The organism is Cupriavidus sp. 94F1, from assembly GCF_057798875.1.
In genome coordinates this window covers 283,617-302,037 of record NZ_JBYOJT010000003.1, presented here as the reverse complement: position 1 = coordinate 302,037, position 18,421 = coordinate 283,617, and the positions used below count along the sequence as shown (strand labels likewise).

The 18,421-nt window shown below is 69.4% G+C and carries 10 protein-coding genes; 8 read left to right on the top strand and 2 right to left on the bottom strand.

Annotated elements, in window-relative coordinates:
* The first annotated feature begins 154 nt into the window (after window positions 1-154).
* The 8 genes from AC3FJ6_RS09120 to AC3FJ6_RS09085 all read left to right on the top strand — a co-directional run bounded on the left by AC3FJ6_RS09120 (window position 155) and on the right by AC3FJ6_RS09085 (window position 15,713).
* Complete coding sequence (locus AC3FJ6_RS09120) at window positions 155-3,001, top strand: DUF4118 domain-containing protein (RefSeq protein ID WP_488771576.1); 2,847 nt, start codon at window positions 155-157, stop codon at window positions 2,999-3,001.
* Window position 3,002: 1 nt separating this feature from the next.
* Window positions 3,003-3,698, top strand: coding sequence for a two-component system response regulator KdpE (gene kdpE, locus AC3FJ6_RS09115; protein ID WP_488771575.1), 696 nt, complete (start codon window positions 3,003-3,005; stop codon window positions 3,696-3,698).
* A gap of 188 nt (window positions 3,699-3,886) precedes the next feature.
* Window positions 3,887-4,873, top strand: a complete 987-nt coding sequence (locus tag AC3FJ6_RS09110) for a hypothetical protein (protein WP_488771574.1) — start codon at window positions 3,887-3,889, stop codon at window positions 4,871-4,873.
* A gap of 242 nt (window positions 4,874-5,115) precedes the next feature.
* Window positions 5,116-5,778: a tetratricopeptide repeat protein gene (locus AC3FJ6_RS09105; protein WP_488771856.1), complete on the top strand. Its 663-nt coding sequence runs from the start codon at window positions 5,116-5,118 to the stop codon at window positions 5,776-5,778.
* Window positions 5,779-5,874: 96 nt separating this feature from the next.
* The gene (locus AC3FJ6_RS09100) at window positions 5,875-9,297 is read left to right on the top strand and encodes a transglutaminase family protein (protein WP_488771573.1); all 3,423 of its coding nucleotides are present in this window, start codon (window positions 5,875-5,877) and stop codon (window positions 9,295-9,297) included.
* A gap of 39 nt (window positions 9,298-9,336) precedes the next feature.
* Entirely contained in the window at window positions 9,337-12,024 is a 2,688-nt protein-coding gene (locus AC3FJ6_RS09095) for a circularly permuted type 2 ATP-grasp protein (RefSeq protein ID WP_488771572.1), read from the top strand.
* Between the two features lie 65 nt (window positions 12,025-12,089).
* On the top strand, window positions 12,090-13,019 hold the full coding sequence (locus AC3FJ6_RS09090; protein WP_488771855.1) for a transglutaminase family protein: 930 nt from the start codon (window positions 12,090-12,092) through the stop codon (window positions 13,017-13,019).
* A gap of 183 nt (window positions 13,020-13,202) precedes the next feature.
* A complete protein-coding gene (locus AC3FJ6_RS09085; protein ID WP_488771571.1) occupies window positions 13,203-15,713 on the top strand; it encodes a hypothetical protein in 2,511 nt (836 codons plus the stop codon).
* 85 nt (window positions 15,714-15,798) lie between these two features.
* Here the strand turns inward: AC3FJ6_RS09085 and gatB are convergent, their stop codons facing one another.
* The gene (gene gatB, locus AC3FJ6_RS09080) at window positions 15,799-17,268 is read right to left on the bottom strand and encodes an Asp-tRNA(Asn)/Glu-tRNA(Gln) amidotransferase subunit GatB (protein ID WP_488771854.1); all 1,470 of its coding nucleotides are present in this window, start codon (window positions 17,266-17,268) and stop codon (window positions 15,799-15,801) included.
* A gap of 64 nt (window positions 17,269-17,332) precedes the next feature.
* Complete coding sequence (locus AC3FJ6_RS09075) at window positions 17,333-18,421, bottom strand: dienelactone hydrolase family protein (RefSeq protein ID WP_488771570.1); 1,089 nt, start codon at window positions 18,419-18,421, stop codon at window positions 17,333-17,335.

Below are 18,421 nucleotides of genomic sequence, written 5' to 3'. Positions count from 1 at the left end.
GCGGGAGAGGGGAGAACACCCGGGGCATATCGGATGCTGGTGAACTGCAAATGCTGGTGGTTTGCTCCCCTCTCCCGCGCGCGGGAGAGGGGCCGGGGGAGAGGGCCGGCGCATGCACACACCGCGAATGCCTGCGTGGCACAATCCACCCACGATGACTGACGCCGCCCGCCCGGACCCCGACGCCCTGCTGCAAACCATGCAGGCGGAGAGCGTGCGCGCCGCGCGCGGCAAGCTGCGGGTCTACTTTGGTGCATCGGCCGGCGTGGGCAAGACCTTCGCCATGCTGACCGCCGCGCGGGCCTTGCGCGAACAGGGCGTGGACGTGGCGATTGGCGTGGTCGAAACCCACGGCCGCGCCGAAACCGAATCGCTGGTGAACGGCATGGAGCGCCTGCCGCTGCGCGATGTGCCCTATCGGGATCGTGTGCTGCAGGAATTCGATCTCGATGGCGCGCTGGCCCGGCGCCCGGCGCTGGTGCTCGTGGACGAACTGGCGCACTCGAACGCGGCGGGCAGCCGCCACCCCAAACGCTGGCAGGACATCCAGGAGCTGCAGGCCGCCGGCATCGACGTCTGGACCACTGTCAACGTCCAGCACCTGGACAGCCTGAACCAGGCCGTGGGCGGCATCACCGGCGTGCGCGTCTGGGAAACCGTGCCCGACGCCGTGTTCGATGGCGCCGATGAGGTGGTGCTGGTGGACCTGCCCGCCGACGAACTGCTGCGCCGGCTGCGCGAAGGCAAGGTGTACCTGCCCGACCAGGCGCGCCACGCGGCGCGGCATTTCTTCCGCAAGGGCAATCTGATCGCGCTGCGCGAACTGGCGCTGCGCCGTACCGCCGACCGCGTCGATGACGACGTGCGCGCCTACCGCCATGCCGAGGCGATCCAGCCGGTCTGGCGCACGCGCGAGGCCGTGCTGGCATGCATTGGCACCGGTGACGATGCCGAACAGGTGGTGCGCAGCGCGCGGCGCCTGGCCAGCCAGCTCGATTGCGACTGGCACGTGGTCACCATCGCCACGCCACGGCTGATGCCGCTGGCCGACCCGGTCCGCGTGCGCGTGCGCGCGGCCATGCAGCTGGCCGAGGAACTGGGCGCCCGCACCGAGACGCTGGCCGGGCACGACATGGTCAAGTCGGTGGCCGGCTACGTGCGCCGCCACAACCTGACCAAGGTGCTGGTGGGGCGTGCCCGCAACGACTGGCACGCCGAGGGCAGCCTGATCGATCGGGCACGCATGTGGCTGGCGCGCGCGTTGTCGCCGGTCCTCGGGGCCGGCAACCGGCTGATCGGCCGGCAGACATTTGCCGATGCGCTGGCGGCCGGCTGCCCCGAGATCGACGTGATCCGCGTGGCCGCCGACACCACGCGTGCCGACCTGCGTCCGCGCGCGCCGCAGATCGCGGAGCCCCACCCCGATGCCGATGCGCAGGCGGCCGCCGAACTGGCGCGCACGCGCCGGCGCGACTACGCGTTCGCCGTGGTGTGGTGCGCCGGTGCCACGGTGCTGTCGATGCTGGCGCGCCCGTGGTTCGACCTCGTCAACATTGCGATGCTGTTCCTGGCGGGCGTGGTCGGCGTGGCCTTGCGCCATGGCCGGGGACCGGCGGCGCTGGCATCGGTGCTGGCGGTGGCGGCGTTCGACTTCTTCTTCGTGCCGCCCCGGATGTCGTTCGCCGTCAGCGACGTGCAGTACCTGCTGACGTTCTTCGTGCTGCTGACGGTGGGACTGGTCATCGGTCAGTTGACCGCCGGCCTGCGCGAGCAGGCGCAGGTGGCCGTGCGGCGCGAAACCGACGCGCGCACGCTGTACGAACTGGCCCGCGAGCTGTCGGCCGCGCTGACCACCGATCAGGTGGTCGAGATCGGCAGCCGCTTCATGCGTGCCGCGTTCGAGGCCCATGTGACGTTCTTTCTGGTGTCCGAACAGGGGCGGCTGCTGCCGATGGCAGGCGGCCCGCCGGGCGAGCCAGGTGACAAGACCGACAAGGGCGAGGCCATCGACACGGTGCTGGCGCAGTGGGTATTCGACCATGGCCAGCCGGCCGGCACCGGCACCCATACGCTGCCGGGCAGCACCGTGCTCTACCTGCCGCTCAAGGCGCCGATGCAGACGCGCGGCGTCCTGGCCGTGGAGCCGCGCGCCTGGCACGCGCTGGCCGAGCCCGGGTTGCGGCGCCAGGCCGATGTCTTCGCCACGCTGATCGCCATCGGCATCGAGCGGCTGCACTACGTGGAAGTGGCGCAGCGCGCGCTGGTGTCGATCGAATCGGAGCGGCTGCGCAGCTCGCTGCTGGCCGCCGTGTCGCACGACCTGCGCACGCCGCTGACCGGGCTGATCGGCATGGCCGAGACGCTGCAGCGCGCCACACCGCCGCTGGCCGGCGACGTGGCCGAGACCGTGGACGCCATGCGCGGCCAGGCGCTGCGCATGCGCACCATGGTGGTCAACCTGCTGGACATGGCCCGGCTGCAGCAGCACGACGTGGCACTGCAGCGCGGCTGGCAATCGCTGGAGGAACTGGTGGGCGCCGCGCTGGCGTCGATGCGCGAGGCACTGAAGGCACATCGCGTGCAGGTGGCCGACCTGTCCGCGCTGCCGCTGGTGGAATGCGACGGCGTGCTGATGGAACGCGTGCTGTGCAACCTGCTCGAGAACGCGGCCAAGTACACCGAGCCCGGCACGGTGGTGCGCATCCGCGGCGCGCTGCTGGACGACGAAGTGCGCCTGATCGTCGAGGACGAAGGCCACGGCGTGGCGGCGGGCCAGGAGCGCCATATCTTCGAGAAATTCACGCGGGGCCAGCGCGAATCGGCCACCGCCGGCGTGGGCCTGGGGCTGGCCGTGTGCGACGCCATCATGCAGGCCCACGGCGGCCGCATCTGGGTGGAGCCGGCCGGCCCCGGCGCCCGGTTCACCCTGGCGCTGCCGCGCGGCAATCCTCCCGCCGTCGAGCCGGAGCCGCTCGACGCCATCCTTCCTGACCCGCACTGAGATGCCATTCGACTATTCGCCGACCGTCCTGCTGGTCGAGGACGAACCCCATATCCGCCGCTTCGTGCGCGAATCGCTGCAGGCAGAGGGCTGCACCGTGCACGAGGCCGACACGCTCAAGCGCGGGCTGATCGATGCCGGCACGCGCCAGCCGGACATCGTGATCCTGGACCTGGGCCTGCCCGATGGCGACGGCATGACGCTGATCCGCGAAATGCGGACCTGGACACAGGTGCCGGTGCTGGTGCTGTCCGCGCGCACCGACGAAGCCGACAAGATCGCGGCGCTGGATGCCGGCGCGGACGACTACCTGACCAAGCCGTTCGGCGTGGGCGAACTGGTGGCGCGCGTGCGCGTGCTGCTGCGCCGCCACGCCAGGACGAACCCGCAGGGCACGCCGCAGATCACGTTCGGCGATGTGCGCGTGGACATGGCCAACCGGCTGGTCACGCGCGGCGACGCGCAGGTGCATCTGACCCCCATCGAATACCGGCTGCTGGCGGTGCTGATCGCCCATCGCGGCAAGGTCATGACCCATCGCGAACTGCTGCGCGAGGTCTGGGGCCCGGCGCACTCGGAAAGCAGCCACTACCTGCGCGTCTACATGGGACACCTGCGCCACAAGCTGGAGCTGGACCCCGCACAGCCCGTGCACCTACTCACCGAGGTGGGGGTCGGATACCGGTTTGCCGGGTAGCCGCCCCGTGCCGCGCTGAACCACGCCATCACAGCGAGCCCGGTCGCGCCATGGAACCGTCCTGGCCTACCAGATTCCATGGTCTCGCGCGTCGCAGTTTGAAAGGATTGGATCGCCATCCGTGGCAGCCATGGCACGCATGCCGGCTGTCGGGAAGGCGTTCCGAAACTGACATCTGGAGCGACGCAATGACACAAAATGTATCTCAGCCGGCTGCCGCACTGGCCGCAGGCGTTCAGTACTTCCGCGCCAACAGCACCGGGCCCGACGCCAACGCCAGCGGCGGCAACCCGATTGCCATCGGCCAATCGGCCGCCGCCACGGGGGGCGACTCGATCGCCATCGGGGACACCGCCCTGGCGGATGGCGATCACAACACGCTGGCCATTGGCACGGGCGCCCATAGCGGCAAGAGCTACAGCGCGGCGGTGGGCCGGGAGGCCACGGCCACCGCAGTGTGGTCGTCGGCGCTGGGCGCCCGCAGTGCTGCCACCGCCGACAACAGCACGGCACTGGGCAGTTCCACCGTCGCATCGGCGGTCAACACCACCGCCGTGGGGATCAAGGCCGCCGCCGTCGCCGAAAGCGCCACCGCCTTCGGGCAACTGGCCAATGCCACGGCGCCTTACAGCGTGGCCATTGGCGTGGCCAGCGTTGCCGGCGCAAGCGACGCCATCGCCATCGGCACGAAGGCCGGCGCGTCGGCGGCCAACTCGATTGCGCTGGGCCTGGCCGTGGTATCGGCCGTGCGCGGCATCGCGATTGGCGATCAGTGCTATGTCAGCGGTTCGCAGGCCGTGGCGATCGGATCGAATTCCAGCGCCAGCGCCCTGTTTGCCGATGCGATCGGCGCCAACTCGCAAGCCACGCAGCCCGGTGCCGTCGCCGTGGGAACCAGCTCGACGGCCACGGCGATCTTCAGCCTTGCGTTGGGGAGCCAGGCGAAGGCCAACGTGGATTACGGCGTGGCGCTGGGCAACGAATCGGTTTGCGACCGTCCGCTGTCCGTGTCGGTCGGCCGCGCAGGCGTCCGGACGCGGCAGATCGTCAACGTGGCAGCCGGCACGGAAGGCACCGATGCGGTGAATCTTGACCAGCTCCGCCAGGAACTGGTCGCTATCAACCGTCAGATCGCGGCGCTGGCCACGCGGGTATCGACACTGGAAGCGCGCTGATCTGAGGCTGCGTGCTGGCACAACTGGCGGTCATGGGGGTGCCAGCACGCCTCTGTGTTGGGTTATTCATGGAAAGAATATTTAATCGGAATAAACACGAAACTAAATCTCTCATATGGATGGGCGGTGCGCGAAATCGCCAACTACACTGAATTCACCGTCCCGCTATCCAGCCTGCCAGCCCTGCCGGCCTTCGGAGTTCCACCATGCCCGCCTCCGTTACCTCGAAGATCCGTCTGGCCATGCTGGTGCTCGCCGCAGTCGCCGGCTTCCACGCCAATGCAGCCACCGAACCGCCCGCGCCGGCCCAGGCCCAGACCCGCGAAGCGGTTGCCGCCTATGAAGCCGGTCATTTCGATGCGGCGATCAAGGGTTTCGCCGAGGCGGCCCAGAAGGGCAACCGGCTGGCCCAGTTCAACTACGCGATGATGCTGCTGCGTGGCGAAGGCACGACAGCCAGGCCGCAAGAAGCGCTGGTCTGGCTGCGCCGCGCAGCCGACAACCAGATGACACATGCGCAGTACACAGTCGGGGATCTGTACGAGCGCGGCGAACTGGTGCCGAAGTCGCTGGAGGAGGCCAACCGCTGGTATGAGCGCGCGGCGCAGGGCGGCCATATCCAGGCACAGATGGCGCTGGCCACCAACTACTTCACGGGGCGCGGGGTGCCGCTCGACTACGGCCGCGCGTTCACCTGGTACGCGAAGGCGGCCACCGCCGGCGACGGCGGGGCGCAGTACATCGTCGGCAGCTACTACGAGCGCGGCTACCCCGGCATCGTGGACAAGGATATCGAGCAGGCCAAGATCTGGTACGCCCGGGCGGCCGCGCACGGCGATCCCGGCGCGCTGGCCAAGCTGCGGTCGTTGCTGGAAGAGGGCCTGCGCGCGAAGAACCAGATGTAGGCCGGTGCGGTTGCCGGCCGCCGTCCGTGGGCAGGCACGGGCAGGCGGTACAAGTCTTGCTAAGCCTGACGCTACACACAACCCCGGGGGTCGCCAGTGGTCACGCACGTCGCGCTGAGTCATGTCACACACTACCGCTATGACCGTCCGGTGCAGTTGTCGCCGCAAGTCGTACGCCTGCGCCCGGCACCGCATTGCCGCACGCCCATCCTGTCCTACTCGCTGCGCATCGAACCGGTGCAGCATTTCGTCAACTGGCAGCAGGACCCGTTTTCCAACTACCTGGCCCGGCTGGTGATTCCGGAGCCGACCACGGAATTCCGCGTGACGGTGGACCTGATCGCCGAGATGGCGGTCTACAACCCGTTCGATTTCTTCCTGGAGCCGTCGGCCGAGAAGATTCCGTTTGCCTACGATGCCGGGCTGGCGCACGACCTGGCGCCCTACCTGGCGAAAGACCCGCTGACGCCGCGCCTTGCCGCCTTTGTCGACAGCATCGACCGCGCACCGCGTGCCACGCTGGATTTCCTGGTGGACCTGAACCAGCGGCTGCAGCGCGAGATCCGCTACCTGATCCGCATGGAGCCGGGCGTGCAGTCGCCCGAGACCACGCTTGAAAACGGGTCGGGGTCGTGCCGCGACACCGGTTGGCTGCTTGTGCAGACGTTGCGGCATCTGGGGCTGGCCGCGCGCTTCGTGTCCGGCTACCTGCTGCAGTTGACCCCCGACGTGAAGGCCGTCGATGGCCCGGTCGGGGCCGAGGCCGATTTCACCGACCTGCACGCCTGGTGCGAGGTCTACCTGCCCGGCGCCGGCTGGATCGGGCTCGATCCCACATCGGGACTCCTGGCCGGCGAGGGCCATATCCCGCTGGCCTGCACGCCGGAGCCCAGCAGCGCGGCACCGGTCAGCGGCGCGGTGGACGAATGCGAGGTGACGTTCGGGCACCATATGTCGATCTCGCGGATCTACGAGTCGCCGCGCGTGACCAAGCCCTATACCGATGCGCAGTGGACGGCCATCGACGCGGCCGGCCTGGCCGTGGACCGCCAGTTGCAGGCGCTCGACGTACGGCTGACGATGGGCGGCGAGCCCACCTTCGTCGCCGCGCGCGACCGTGACGGCGCGGAGTGGAACACCGATGCGCTGGGCCCCACCAAGCGCGGGCTGGCCACCGAACTGGTGCACAAGCTGCGTGCGCGCTACGGCGAGGGCGGCTTCCTGCATTTCGGGCAGGGCAAGTGGTATCCCGGCGAACAGTTGCCGCGCTGGGCGCTGTCGATCTGCTGGCGCGCCGATGGGCAGCCGTGCTGGCAGGACCCGTCGCTGTTTGCCGACGAGCGCGAGCCCGACGCCTACACATCGGCCGATGCGCGGCGGTTTCTCGAAACGCTGACGCGTCGGCTGGGCCTGGATGCCGACACCGTCACGCCCGGCTACGAGGATGTCTGGTACTACCTGTGGCGCGAGCGCCGGCTGCCCGTCAACGTCGATCCGTTCGAGGCCAAGCTCGACGACGAACTGGAGCGCACGCGGCTGCGGCGGGTGTTCGACGCGGGGCTGTCCAGCGTCACCGGCTACGTGCTGCCGCTGGCGCGCGACGATCGTGGCGGCTGGCTGACCGGCCGCTGGTTCGTGCGCGACGAACGCATGTACCTGCTGGCCGGCGATTCGCCAATGGGCTACCGGCTGCCGCTCGATTCGCTGCCGTGGGTGTCGAAGGCCGACTACCCGTGGCAATTCGAGCAGGACCCGTTCGCACCGCGCGCGCCGCTGCCGGCCGCGGCGCCGCTGCGCGCGCAGTCGCCGGCCGCCGCGTACAGCCCGGCCGCGATGGCCGCGCGCCGGGCCGAAGCGCGAGGCCAGCCCCGCCCGGGTGGCAAATCCGCCACGCAGGCCACGGCGCCAGCGCGGGGGGAATCGTCCAGCGACACCATCCGCACGGCAATCTGCGTGGAGGTGCGCCACCCGAGCCGTGCCGCCGGCCCCGCCGTCGAAGCGCGGTCGATGGATGACAAGCGCGGCATCCTCTATGTCTTCATGCCGCCGCTGACCGTGCTGGAGGATTACCTGGCGCTGGTGGCGGAGGTGGAAGCCACCGCCGCCGAACTGGGCGTCAGGATCGTGATGGAAGGCTATCCGCCGCCGCGCGACCCGCGCCTGAAGCTGCTGCAGGTGACGCCCGATCCGGGCGTGATCGAGGTCAACATCCATCCCGCCGCCAACTGGCCGGAACTGGTGGACCACACCGACTACCTGTACCAGGCCGCGCACGAGACCCATCTGTCCACCGAGAAATTCATGCTCGACGGGCGCCACACCGGCACCGGCGGCGGCAACCACTTCGTGCTGGGCGGCGCCACGGCGGCCGACAGCCCGTTCCTGCGCCGGCCCGACGTGCTGGCCAGCCTGATCGCGTACTGGCACAACCATCCGTCGCTGTCGTACCTGTTTTCGGGGCTGTTCATCGGCCCGACCAGCCAGGCGCCGCGCGTGGACGAGGCGCGCAACGACCAGGTCTACGAACTCGATATCGCGTTCGACGAACTGCGCCGCCAGCTTGACCTGAGCCAGGTGGTTGGCAATGGCGAGGTGCCGCCGTGGCTGATCGACCGCATCCTGCGCAACCTGCTGGTGGACGTGACGGGCAACACGCACCGTTCGGAGTTCTGCATCGACAAGCTCTACTCGCCCGACGGGCCGACCGGCCGGCTGGGCCTGCTGGAACTGCGCGCGTTCGAGATGCCGCCGCACGCGCGCATGAGCCTGGTGCAGCAACTGCTGCTGCGGGCGATGGTGGCACGCTTCTGGCGCACGCCGTACACCGCGCGGCTCACGCGCTGGGGCACGGCGCTGCACGACCGCTTCATGCTCGGCACCTTCGTGGAAATGGATTTCGACGATGTGCTGGCCGAAATGCGCGCCGCCGGCTTTGTCTTCGAGTCCAGCTGGTTCGCGCCGCACTTCGAATTCCGCTTCCCGCGCGTGGGCGAGATCGACGTGGCCGGGCTGTCGCTGACGCTGCGCACGGCGCTGGAGCCATGGCATGTGATGGGCGAGGAGGGGGCGGCCGGCGGCACCGTGCGCTATGTCGATTCGTCGGTGGAGCGCATCGAGGTGACCGTGCTCGGCATGAACGACAACCGGCATGTGGTGACGGTCAATGGCCAGACCGTTCCGCTGCAGCCCACCGGGCGGGCCGGCGAGTACGTGGCCGGGGTGCGCTATCGCGCCTGGGCGCCGCCGTCGTCGCTGCATCCGACCATCCCGTCGCACGCGCCGCTGACCTTCGACGTGGTGGATACGTGGATGGACCGCAGCCTGGGCGGCTGCCAGTATCATGTTTCGCACCCGGGCGGCCGTAATTACCAGACATTCCCGGTCAATGCGTACGAGGCGGAAAGCCGGCGCCTGGCGCGGTTTTTCGCGATCGGGCATACGCCGGGGCGCTCAGTGGCGCCGCCGCCACGCCGCAGCCTGGAATTCCCGTTCACGCTGGACCTGCGCGATATGGCCTAGCGCACCTGGCGTGCCCGCCCCACAGGAGAACCGTCAGCCGTGCCGTTGCAGTCGTCGCTGCCTTTCGAAGGATCGGATATTGCCGACGCGCCGGCCGCCCTGGCGGGCCGGCTGGCGCTGCCCGTGCCCGACGGCCATCGCGACGAACTGCGGCTGCCCGACGGCACGCTGCGCGAACCGTGGGCGCGCTTCTTCGGCATCCTGGACGACCTGCGCCCCGCCGCGCTGAACGCCCATGCGGCGGCCGTGTCGCGCCGCATCCGCGACAACGGCGTGACCTACAACGTCTACGCTGACCAGGGCGGCGCGCGGGCCTGGCAGCTGGAGGTCTTTCCGTTCCTGGTGTCCGAAGCCGACTGGGCGGTAATCGAGGCCGGCGTCACGCAACGGGCAACGCTGGCCAACGCCATCCTGGCCGATATCTACGGGCCGCAGACACTGCTCACGCGCGGGCTGCTGCCGCCGGGGCTGGTCTACGGGCATCCCGGCTACCTGCGCCCGCTCAAGGGCTACCAGCCGCCGGGCGGCAGCTTCCTGCAGACCGTGGCGGTGGACCTGGTGCATACCGACAACGGCTGGACGGTCATCGCGCATCGTACCGAGACGCCTTCGGGCATGGGCTATGCGCTGGAAAACCGGCTGATCGTTTCAGGCCAGTATGCCGAGGCGTTTCGCGAACTGCGCGTGCGGCGCCTGCCGCCGACCTTCTCGCAGCTGATCTCGACCCTGGCGCACGCGGCACCGGCGGGCCTGGCCGAAGAGGGCGTCAGCGCGGGCACGGGCGCCGGTATGGGCGCGGGGCGGCAGATCGTGCTGCTGTCGCCGGGGCCGTTCAACGAGACCTACTTCGAGCACACGTTCCTGGCGCGCTACCTGGGCATCACGCTGGTCGAGGGCAAGGACCTGACCGTGCGCAACGACGTGGTCTACCTGAAGACCTTCGGCGGGCTGGAACGCGTGGACGTGATCCTGCGCCGCCTTGACGATGTGTTCTGCGACCCGCTGGAACTGCGCAGCGATTCGATGCTGGGCGTGCCGGGCCTGCTCGAAGCGATGCGCGCGGGCAACGTGGCGGTGTCGAACGTGCCGGGATCGGGCTTTCTGGAGTCGCCCGCGATCCACGGCTTCCTGCCCGGCATCGCGCAGGCGTTGCGGGACGAGCCGCTCGCGCTGCCGTCGGTCATGAGCTGGTGGTGCGGCGAGGCCGCCGCGCAGGAAGAGGCGCTGCGGCTGCTCGACGAAGCGTTCGTGATGCCCACCTATCCGGGCACGCCCGCCGATGCGCTGCTGGGCATGGAAAAGGGGCTGCAGCCGCTCGATGCATGGCGCGCCCGCATCGCAGAAACGCCAGATCGATTTACGCTGCAGGCGCCGCTGCCGCTCTCTCACACGCCTTGCTGGGAGCCCGACGGCAAGGGCGGCGGACGGATCGGCTCGCGCGCTGCCATGCTGCGCGTGTTCGCGGTGGCCGATGGCAATGGCGGCTGGCAGGTCATGCCGGGCGGCTTCACGCGGCTCGCACCGCCCCATCTGGAAGCGGTGTCGATGCAGCTTGGCGGCACCAGCGCCGACACCTGGGTGCTGTCGAACCAGCCGGCGCAGTGGTTGATGCCGGCGTTGGCCAGCCACGCGCGCAGCGGGCCGGCATCGGCGCCGCCACCGCGTACTGCGCTGCCGTCGCTGGGCCCGGTGGCGGTGACCCGGCCGCTGGCGGTATCGAGCCGCGCGGCCGAGAACCTGTACTGGGCCGGCCGCTATGCCGAGCGCGCGGAAAACGTCGTGCGCGTGTGCCGCCAGATACTGGGCTCGATCGAATCGAACGACGAGACCGACGACGGCACACTCAATATGCTGGGCCTGCTGGCGCAGTGGTTCGGGCTGGTGGCCCCGAACACGCCGTCGCCACAGGCGTCGCTGCGCGTGTTCGAACGCAGCCTGGTCTCCACGCTGGCCGATCCGCATGCCGCGACGGGCCTGATGCCGACGCTGGCCAGCCACGCGCGTGCCGCCAACGAGATCCGCAACCGGTTGTCGAACGATCACTGGCGCACCATCCTGGCCGCGCGCAACGACTTCCAGGACGCGATGGCCGATGCCGCATGCCCGGCCGGCACGGCGGGCCACGGCGACGGGGCCTACGACCGCTCGAAGGTGCTGGCCGCGCTGGAACATCTGGCGATGCAGCTGGGCGCGATCAGCGGCGCGCAGGGCGACCGCATGACGCGCGACGAAGCGTGGCGGCTGGTCTTTATCGGCCGTCATATCGAACGGCTCGGCACGCTGGCGCTGTTCCTGGAACTGGCCGAAGGCAGCGGCGCGCTGGCGTCGCGCAGCGGCTTCGACATGCTGCTGCACCTGTTCGACAGCACGCTGACCTACCGCTCGCTGTTCCCGGGGCGTAGCGACGTGGCCGCGCTGGTCGATCTGCTGGTGCTGGAGCCGACCAATCCGCGCGGCCTCTACGGTGTGCTGGACCGCCTGCGCGACAAGCTCGCGCAATTGCCGACCGGCGCCACCGGCCAGACGCGCGTGCCGCTGGCCGAACTGCTGCCGCCGGCAACCGCGCTGCCGTCGCGCTCGCTGCTGTGCGAACGCGACAAGGACCGCTATCCCAAGCTGGCGGCGCTGTGCGATCAGCTTGGCGCGCGCATGGCCAAGCTGTCCGACGAAATCGGCGGCCGCTACTTCAGCCATGCCGGCGTGGCGCCGGAGACGGACCTGCCATGAGCAGCCTGCCGGCCAATCCCCACGCTGAAGCCGGACCGCCCGAGCCGGCCGGCGCCCTGCCGGCCATGCCATCGGCCACGCCACCGGACATGCCCACCACGCTGGACGTGCACCACGTCACCACCTACCAGTACGCCTGGCCCGTGGAACATGCGCAGCAGCGTGCCGTGGTGACGCCGCCGTCGTACCCGTGGCAGGCCGTGGGCGCGCACCGGACCGATGTGGAACCCGCGCCGACGCACCAGCACATGCGAACCGATGCGTTCGGCAACAACGTGCTGCACTTCATGCTCGATGTCCCGCACGAGACGATGCGCCTGACCACCTGCAGCACGGTCACGCTGATGCCGCGCTGGGCCGGGTTCGATGCGGCGCAGGGCACGCCATGGGAAGCGGCGGCGCGGCAACTGCGCTACCGCGCCGGCCAGCCGTTCCACCCCGAGACCGAATTCGTCTATGCATCGCCGAACGTGGCGCTGCACGCGGACCTGCGCGACTACGCGCTGCAGAGCTTCACCGCCGGTGTGACCGTGGCCGCTGGCGCCATCGACCTGATGCATCGCATCCACGCCGACTTCGCCTATCACGGCGAGACCACCGAAGTGCATACGCCCGCGCTGGAGGCGTTTGAGCTACGCAGCGGCGTGTGCCAGGACTTCGCCCAGGTGATGATCGGCTGCCTGCGCTCGATTGGCCTGGCCGCGCGCTATGTCAGCGGCTATCTGTGTACCGATCCGCCGCCGGGCGAGCCGCGCCTGCTGGGTGCCGATGCCTCGCACGCGTGGGCCGGCGTCTGGTGCCCCGCCAACGGCTGGATCGACCTCGATCCGACCAACGACGTGCTGGCCGACACCCGCCACGTGACGCTGGCCATCGCACGCGACTACAGCGACGTGCCACTGCTGCATGGCGTGATCGTCGGCGGCGGCGAGCATACGGTGGAGGTGGAGGTCAGCGTGGTACCGGTGGCGGGGGCCGTCCGGCCCGTCGCCTGAGCGGCACCGTACCGGGAATCCGCGGCGCCCCGCGCGGCAGATTCCCGATGGATCATCTTCGTGTCATTCGAATCCATTGTCCGGGGCGTGGCCATCGGCAACGATTGGCTTGGCCGCGGGCGGTGCCGATGCCGGACACCGGCACCCGAGCGGCTTCTCCAGGCCAACGATTGGGAGTTCGACATGACACAGCAGGAACAGGAAGCCGCACTGGCGCGAGACCTGGATTCGCCCGGGGCGGGCGATCAGGCTGGCGGTGCAGGGCGCGATGAGGTGGGCGTGCAGGCCGCAGCGGGTATCACGTATTTCCGTGCCAACACGGATGGAACCGACGGCTCTCCCACGGGGGGCAACGCGATAACGGTGGGCCCGAACGGCATCGCATCGGGCAGGAACAACCTCGCCATCGGCAACGGGGCGCAGGCAACGGGCGGCTACGACGCGATGGCGATGGGCTGGGACGCGCGGGCCACAGCGCAGAGCACGATCGCCTTTGGCGCGGGCGCGCGCGCCACGGGCAATCGCGCGTTCGCAATTGGCGAAAGTGCGAACGCCAGCGCGCTTCAGGCCATCGCCTTCGGGGCCGGCAGCAAGGCCAGGGGAGAGCTTAGCGTCGCGCTGGGCCACGGAAGCGTTGCCGAAGCCGATGGGACGGTCTCGGTCGGCACCAGCGAGTTCAAGCGCACCATTGTCAACGTTGCGCCCGGCGAGGTGTCGGAAAGCAGCACCGACGCCATCAACGGCAGCCAGCTCTACGCGGCGCTAGGCGGCGGAGGCGGCAGCGTTGGCAACCTCCAGTATTTCCACGCCAACAGTTCCAAGCCGGACGGCGAGGCCACCGGCAGCGACGCCATCGCGGTCGGGCCGCTGGCCGATGCACCGGGCAGCGGTGGGCTGGCGCTGGGCCTGGAAGCGGTGGCAAACGGGCAAAACTCGACGGCGCTGGGCAGCAATGCGGCCAGCGTCGCGGACTGGGCGCAGGCCATCGGCAGCCGGTCGGTGGCGATTGGCGCCGGCGATGTCGCGGTTGGTGTCAACACCCAGGCCAATGGCGACGGCACGGCCGCGCTGGCGGTGGGGACGGGCGCCAACGCGGGCGGCGCCGGAGCGGTGGCGATCGGTCACCAGGCCAGTGTATCGGCGGCGGACAGCGTGGCCATCGGCAACGGCAGCGTGGCGCTCCGCGAGGGCACGGTATCGGTCGGCACGCTGCTAAAGCCCCGCCGTATCGTGCATGTGATGAGGGGCGAACTCGATTCGGACGCCGCCACGGTAGGCCAGCTCAAGGACGCCGGGCTGAACCTGAATGCAGCCGGCGAAGTGTCCAATGCGTTCGTGGCCTATGACGACGCCACGCTGGGCCGCGTGACGCTGGCCAACACGCTGGTCACGAGCCTGGTACCCGGCGAACTGACCGAGGGCAGCCAGGATGCGGTGACAGGCGCGCAGCTGTTCGCCACCAACCAGCAGCTCGGCCAGGCCCTCGACGCGCTGAGCCAGATCAATACGGCGGTGGAAGACATCACCGGTGGTGACGCCGGCGTGAAGTACTTCCATGTCGATTCGACCGCGTCGGATGCCGATGCCAGCGGCACCAATGCGCTGGCCATCGGCCCGAATGCCTCGGCGAAGAGCACCGGGGCCGTGGCCGTGGGCGACGCCACCGCGGTGACTGGGGCGGGTGGTCTGGCGCTGGGCGCGGGGGCCAGTGTCTCGGGCTCGTACAGCGTGGCCCTGGGGCAGGGCAGCGTGGCGGACCGGCCGAACACTGTGTCGGTGGGGGCGGCCGACGCACGGCGCCGCATCGTCAACGTGGAAGCGGGCGTGGCGGACAACGACGCGGTCACTGTCGGGCAGCTGCGCACGGCCGGGCTGGACGTGAACGCGTCGGGCAACGTCGGCAACGCCTTCCTGGCCTACGACGACGACTCGAAGGCCCGTGCCACGCTCGACAACACGCTGGTGACAGGGCTGCGCGCGGCCAGCCTGACCCAGCTGAGCACCGATGCGGTGACGGGCGGCCAGCTGTTCCAGACCAACGCCAAGGTGACGAAGAACGCGCAGGACATCGCCGATCTTGCCGAGACCGTGGCAGGCATCAGCAGCGGCGATGCAGACCTGAAGTACCTGCAGGTGAAGTCCACCGGTGCGGGCGCAACCGCCAGCGGCAGCAACGCCATCGCCATCGGCCCGCTGGCCACGGCCAAGGGTGGCGGCAGTATCGTCCTGGGCGACGGCGCGACCATGGCCAGCACTGGCAGCGGCATCGTGATGGGCCGCAGCGCGCGCATCGAGACTGGCGCGGGCGGCGAGGGGTCGATTGCGCTGGGCAATGCCGTGTATGTGTCGGCCAACAACGCGGTGGTCATCGGTGCGGCGGCATCGGCGTCGAAGGCCGACAATGTGGCGATTGGCGGCTCGGCAACGGCTTCGGGCTCCACGTCGGTGGTGGTGGGCGCCAATGCCATGTCTTCGGTGACGAACGGCGTCGCGCTTGGGGCGAAATCCAACTGCGACCGCGCCAAGTCGGTGTCGGTCGGCAGCGCCAGCCTGCAGCGGCAGATCATCAACGTGGCAGCCGGCACGTCATCGACCGATGCCGTCAACGTTGGCCAGCTCACCGCCATGCTGGCGGAGCGCGACGCCTTGCTGGCCAGCCTGCAGGAACGCCTGGCCGCGCTGGAATCCGCATGACCGGTGCCAACCGCTGATGGGGCGAAAAAAAACGGCCACGTGCATTACACGTGGCCGTTTCTTTAGAACAGGAGCGGATCGGCGATCAGCCCAGCTTCTTCTTCAGCAGTTCATTGACCTGGGCCGGGTTGGCCTTGCCCTTGGTGGCCTTCATGGCCTGGCCCACCAGCGCATTGAACGCCTTTTCCTTGCCGGCGCGGAATTCGTCGACCGACTTGGCGTTGGCGGCCAGCACGTCGTCGATGATCTTTTCCAGTTCACCCGTGTCGGACATCTGCTTCAGGCCCTTGGCCGCGATGATCGCGTCGGCGTCGCCGTCCGATTCGCCGGCCCACATCGCCGGAAACACATCCTTCTTGGCCGTGTTGTTCGATACCGTGCCATCGGCAATGCGCGATAGCAGTTTCGCCAGTTGAGCCGGGCTCACTGGCGCGGCGTCGATCGTGATGCCGTCGCGGTTCAGTTGCGATGCGATCTCGCCCATCAGCCAGTTGGCGGCGGGCTTGGCGCTGGCGGCACCCACTTCCTTGACCACGGCCTCGAAGTAGCTGGCCAGGGCCTTGGTCGCGGTGATGGTGCTCGCATCGTAGGCGGACAACCCGTATTGCGACACAAAGCGTGCCTGCATGGCGGCCGGCAGCTCCGGCAGCGCGCCCTTCACGCGGTCGATCCAGGCCGCGTCGATTTCCAGCGGCATCAGGTCCGGGTCGGGGAAGTAGCGGTAGTCGTGCGCGTCTTCCTTGGTGCGCATCGCGCGCGTCTCGCCGGTGTCCGGGTCGAACAGCACCGTCGCCTGGACGATCTCGCGGCCATCCTCGATCTCGGCAATCTGCCATTGCACTTCATAGTCGATGGCCTGCTGCAGGAAGCGGAACGAGTTCAGGTTCTTGATCTCGCGCCGCGTGCCGAACTTCTCCTGGCCCACCGGACGCACGGACACGTTGGCGTCGCAGCGGAAGCTGCCTTCCTGCATGTTGCCGTCGCAGATGCCCAGCCACACCACCAGCGAATGGAGCGCCTTCGCATAGGCCACGGCTTCGGCCGAGCTGCGCATGTCGGGCTCGGTCACGATTTCCAGCAGCGGCGTGCCGGCACGGTTCAGGTCGATGCCGGTCATGCCAGCGAAGTCCTCGTGCAGCGACTTGCCGGCGTCTTCTTCCAGGTGGGCCCGCGTCAGGTTGATCGTTTTCTCATAGACGCCCTGCTTGCCTTCCACCTGCACCGTGATCTGCCCGCCCTGCACCACCGGGATCTCGTACTGGCTGATCTGGTAACCCTTGGGCAGGTCGGGGTAGAAGTAATTCTTGCGCGCAAAGATGCTGCGCGGCGCGATCTTCGCGTCGATCGACAGGCCGAACTGGATGGCGCGCTCGACGGCACCCTTGTTGAGCACGGGCAGCACGCCCGGCAGGGCCAGGTCCACGGGGCAGGCCTGCGTATTGGCCTCGGCACCGAACGCGGTCGAGGCGCCGGAGAAAATCTTGGAGGCCGTGGAGAGCTGTGCGTGCGTCTCCAGGCCGATCACCACTTCCCATTGCATGGCGGTTTTCCTAATCTGAGTGCTTTTCTGTATAGGTTGCTTCGGTTGCCGAATTCCAGGCCCTGCGCTGTCTGTGTCGTCAGGGGTCGGAACTCGTCAGCCATGAGTCGAGTTGGGCCAGCGCGGCCACGCGCGCCACGGCGTCGCCGCCGACGGTGACCCCGGAGCCGTTGCGGGCGGCGACGTCGCGCCGTACGTGCAGCTCGCTGGTGCCGTCGAAGCCATGGTACGCGCCCGGATAGATTTCCAGGCGGAAACGGGCCTTGGGCTGCCGGCTTTGCACCGCGTTCTGCAGCATTGCGCAACGCGTGGCGGGCGTCCAGTCGTCGGCGCCGCCGATCATCAGCAGCAATGGCGACCGCAGCCGGAAATCGTGCTGCTGCACGGCGCGCTTGCAGCCCGGATAGAACGCCACGGCGCGGTCCACGTTCGGCGCATCGGCGGGCCAGGGCCGGCTGGCGTCGATGGTGGCCAGCACGGCCTGCGCGCCGTTGGACCAGCCCAGCAGCACGATGCGGCGCGTGTCGATGCCCGGCTGCCTTGCCACCCAGCGCAGCGCGGCGAGGGCGTCGGCACGGCGCGTCTTGTCGTCGATCGATCGTGCGTCGAACGATTCCGTGCAAATGCCCTGGGCCTTGCCGCGCGCGCTGAAACTGTCGGGCATCAGCACGGCGTAGCCGCGCTCGGTCAGCCAGTGTGCGTACTCGCGATAGCGGGCCTGCAGGCCGGCCGCCGGATCGATCACTTCCTCGATCGTGCCGGCGCGCCTGGCCGCCACCTTCATGTCGACCAGGCCGCCGCAGCCGTGCAGCGCCACCACCACGGGCAGCGGCTGGCTGCGGGCCACGGTGCCCTCGCGCGGCATGAACCAGTAGGCGGTCAGCGCCGGCGATCCCGGATCGGCGGGCAGCCGCACCCGCGCGGTGGCCGGTTCGGTCGCGGTGGCCGGCGCTGCCACAACGGCGGCGCTGGCCGGGCCGACCGGGGCGGTCAAGGGCGACGGCGGCGACAGCGGTGCCATCGACACCGCCGGCTGGGCCGGTGCGGCCGGCATCAGCGCCGCCACCACCGCCACGCCGGCCAGCGTCCCGCGCAGCCAGCGGCCCACCGTGGTCGGAACCAGCGGCGAGGCCTTCGGCGGCAAGGTGGGCGGGAACAGGCGTGGCAT

Excerpts from the sequence above, each read along its gene's own strand:
- AC3FJ6_RS09120 (WP_488771576.1), top strand. The coding sequence starts at position 155 with ATGACTGACGCCGCCCGCCCGGACCCCGACGCCCTGCTGCAAACCATG.
- kdpE (WP_488771575.1), top strand. The coding sequence starts at position 3,003 with ATGCCATTCGACTATTCGCCGACCGTCCTGCTGGTCGAGGACGAACCC.
- AC3FJ6_RS09110 (WP_488771574.1), top strand. The coding sequence starts at position 3,887 with ATGACACAAAATGTATCTCAGCCGGCTGCCGCACTGGCCGCAGGCGTT.
- AC3FJ6_RS09105 (WP_488771856.1), top strand. The coding sequence starts at position 5,116 with ATGCTGGTGCTCGCCGCAGTCGCCGGCTTCCACGCCAATGCAGCCACC.
- AC3FJ6_RS09090 (WP_488771855.1), top strand. The coding sequence starts at position 12,090 with ATGCCATCGGCCACGCCACCGGACATGCCCACCACGCTGGACGTGCAC.
- AC3FJ6_RS09085 (WP_488771571.1), top strand. The coding sequence starts at position 13,203 with ATGACACAGCAGGAACAGGAAGCCGCACTGGCGCGAGACCTGGATTCG.
- AC3FJ6_RS09075 (WP_488771570.1), bottom strand. The coding sequence starts at position 18,421 with ATGCCACGCCTGTTCCCGCCCACCTTGCCGCCGAAGGCCTCGCCGCTG.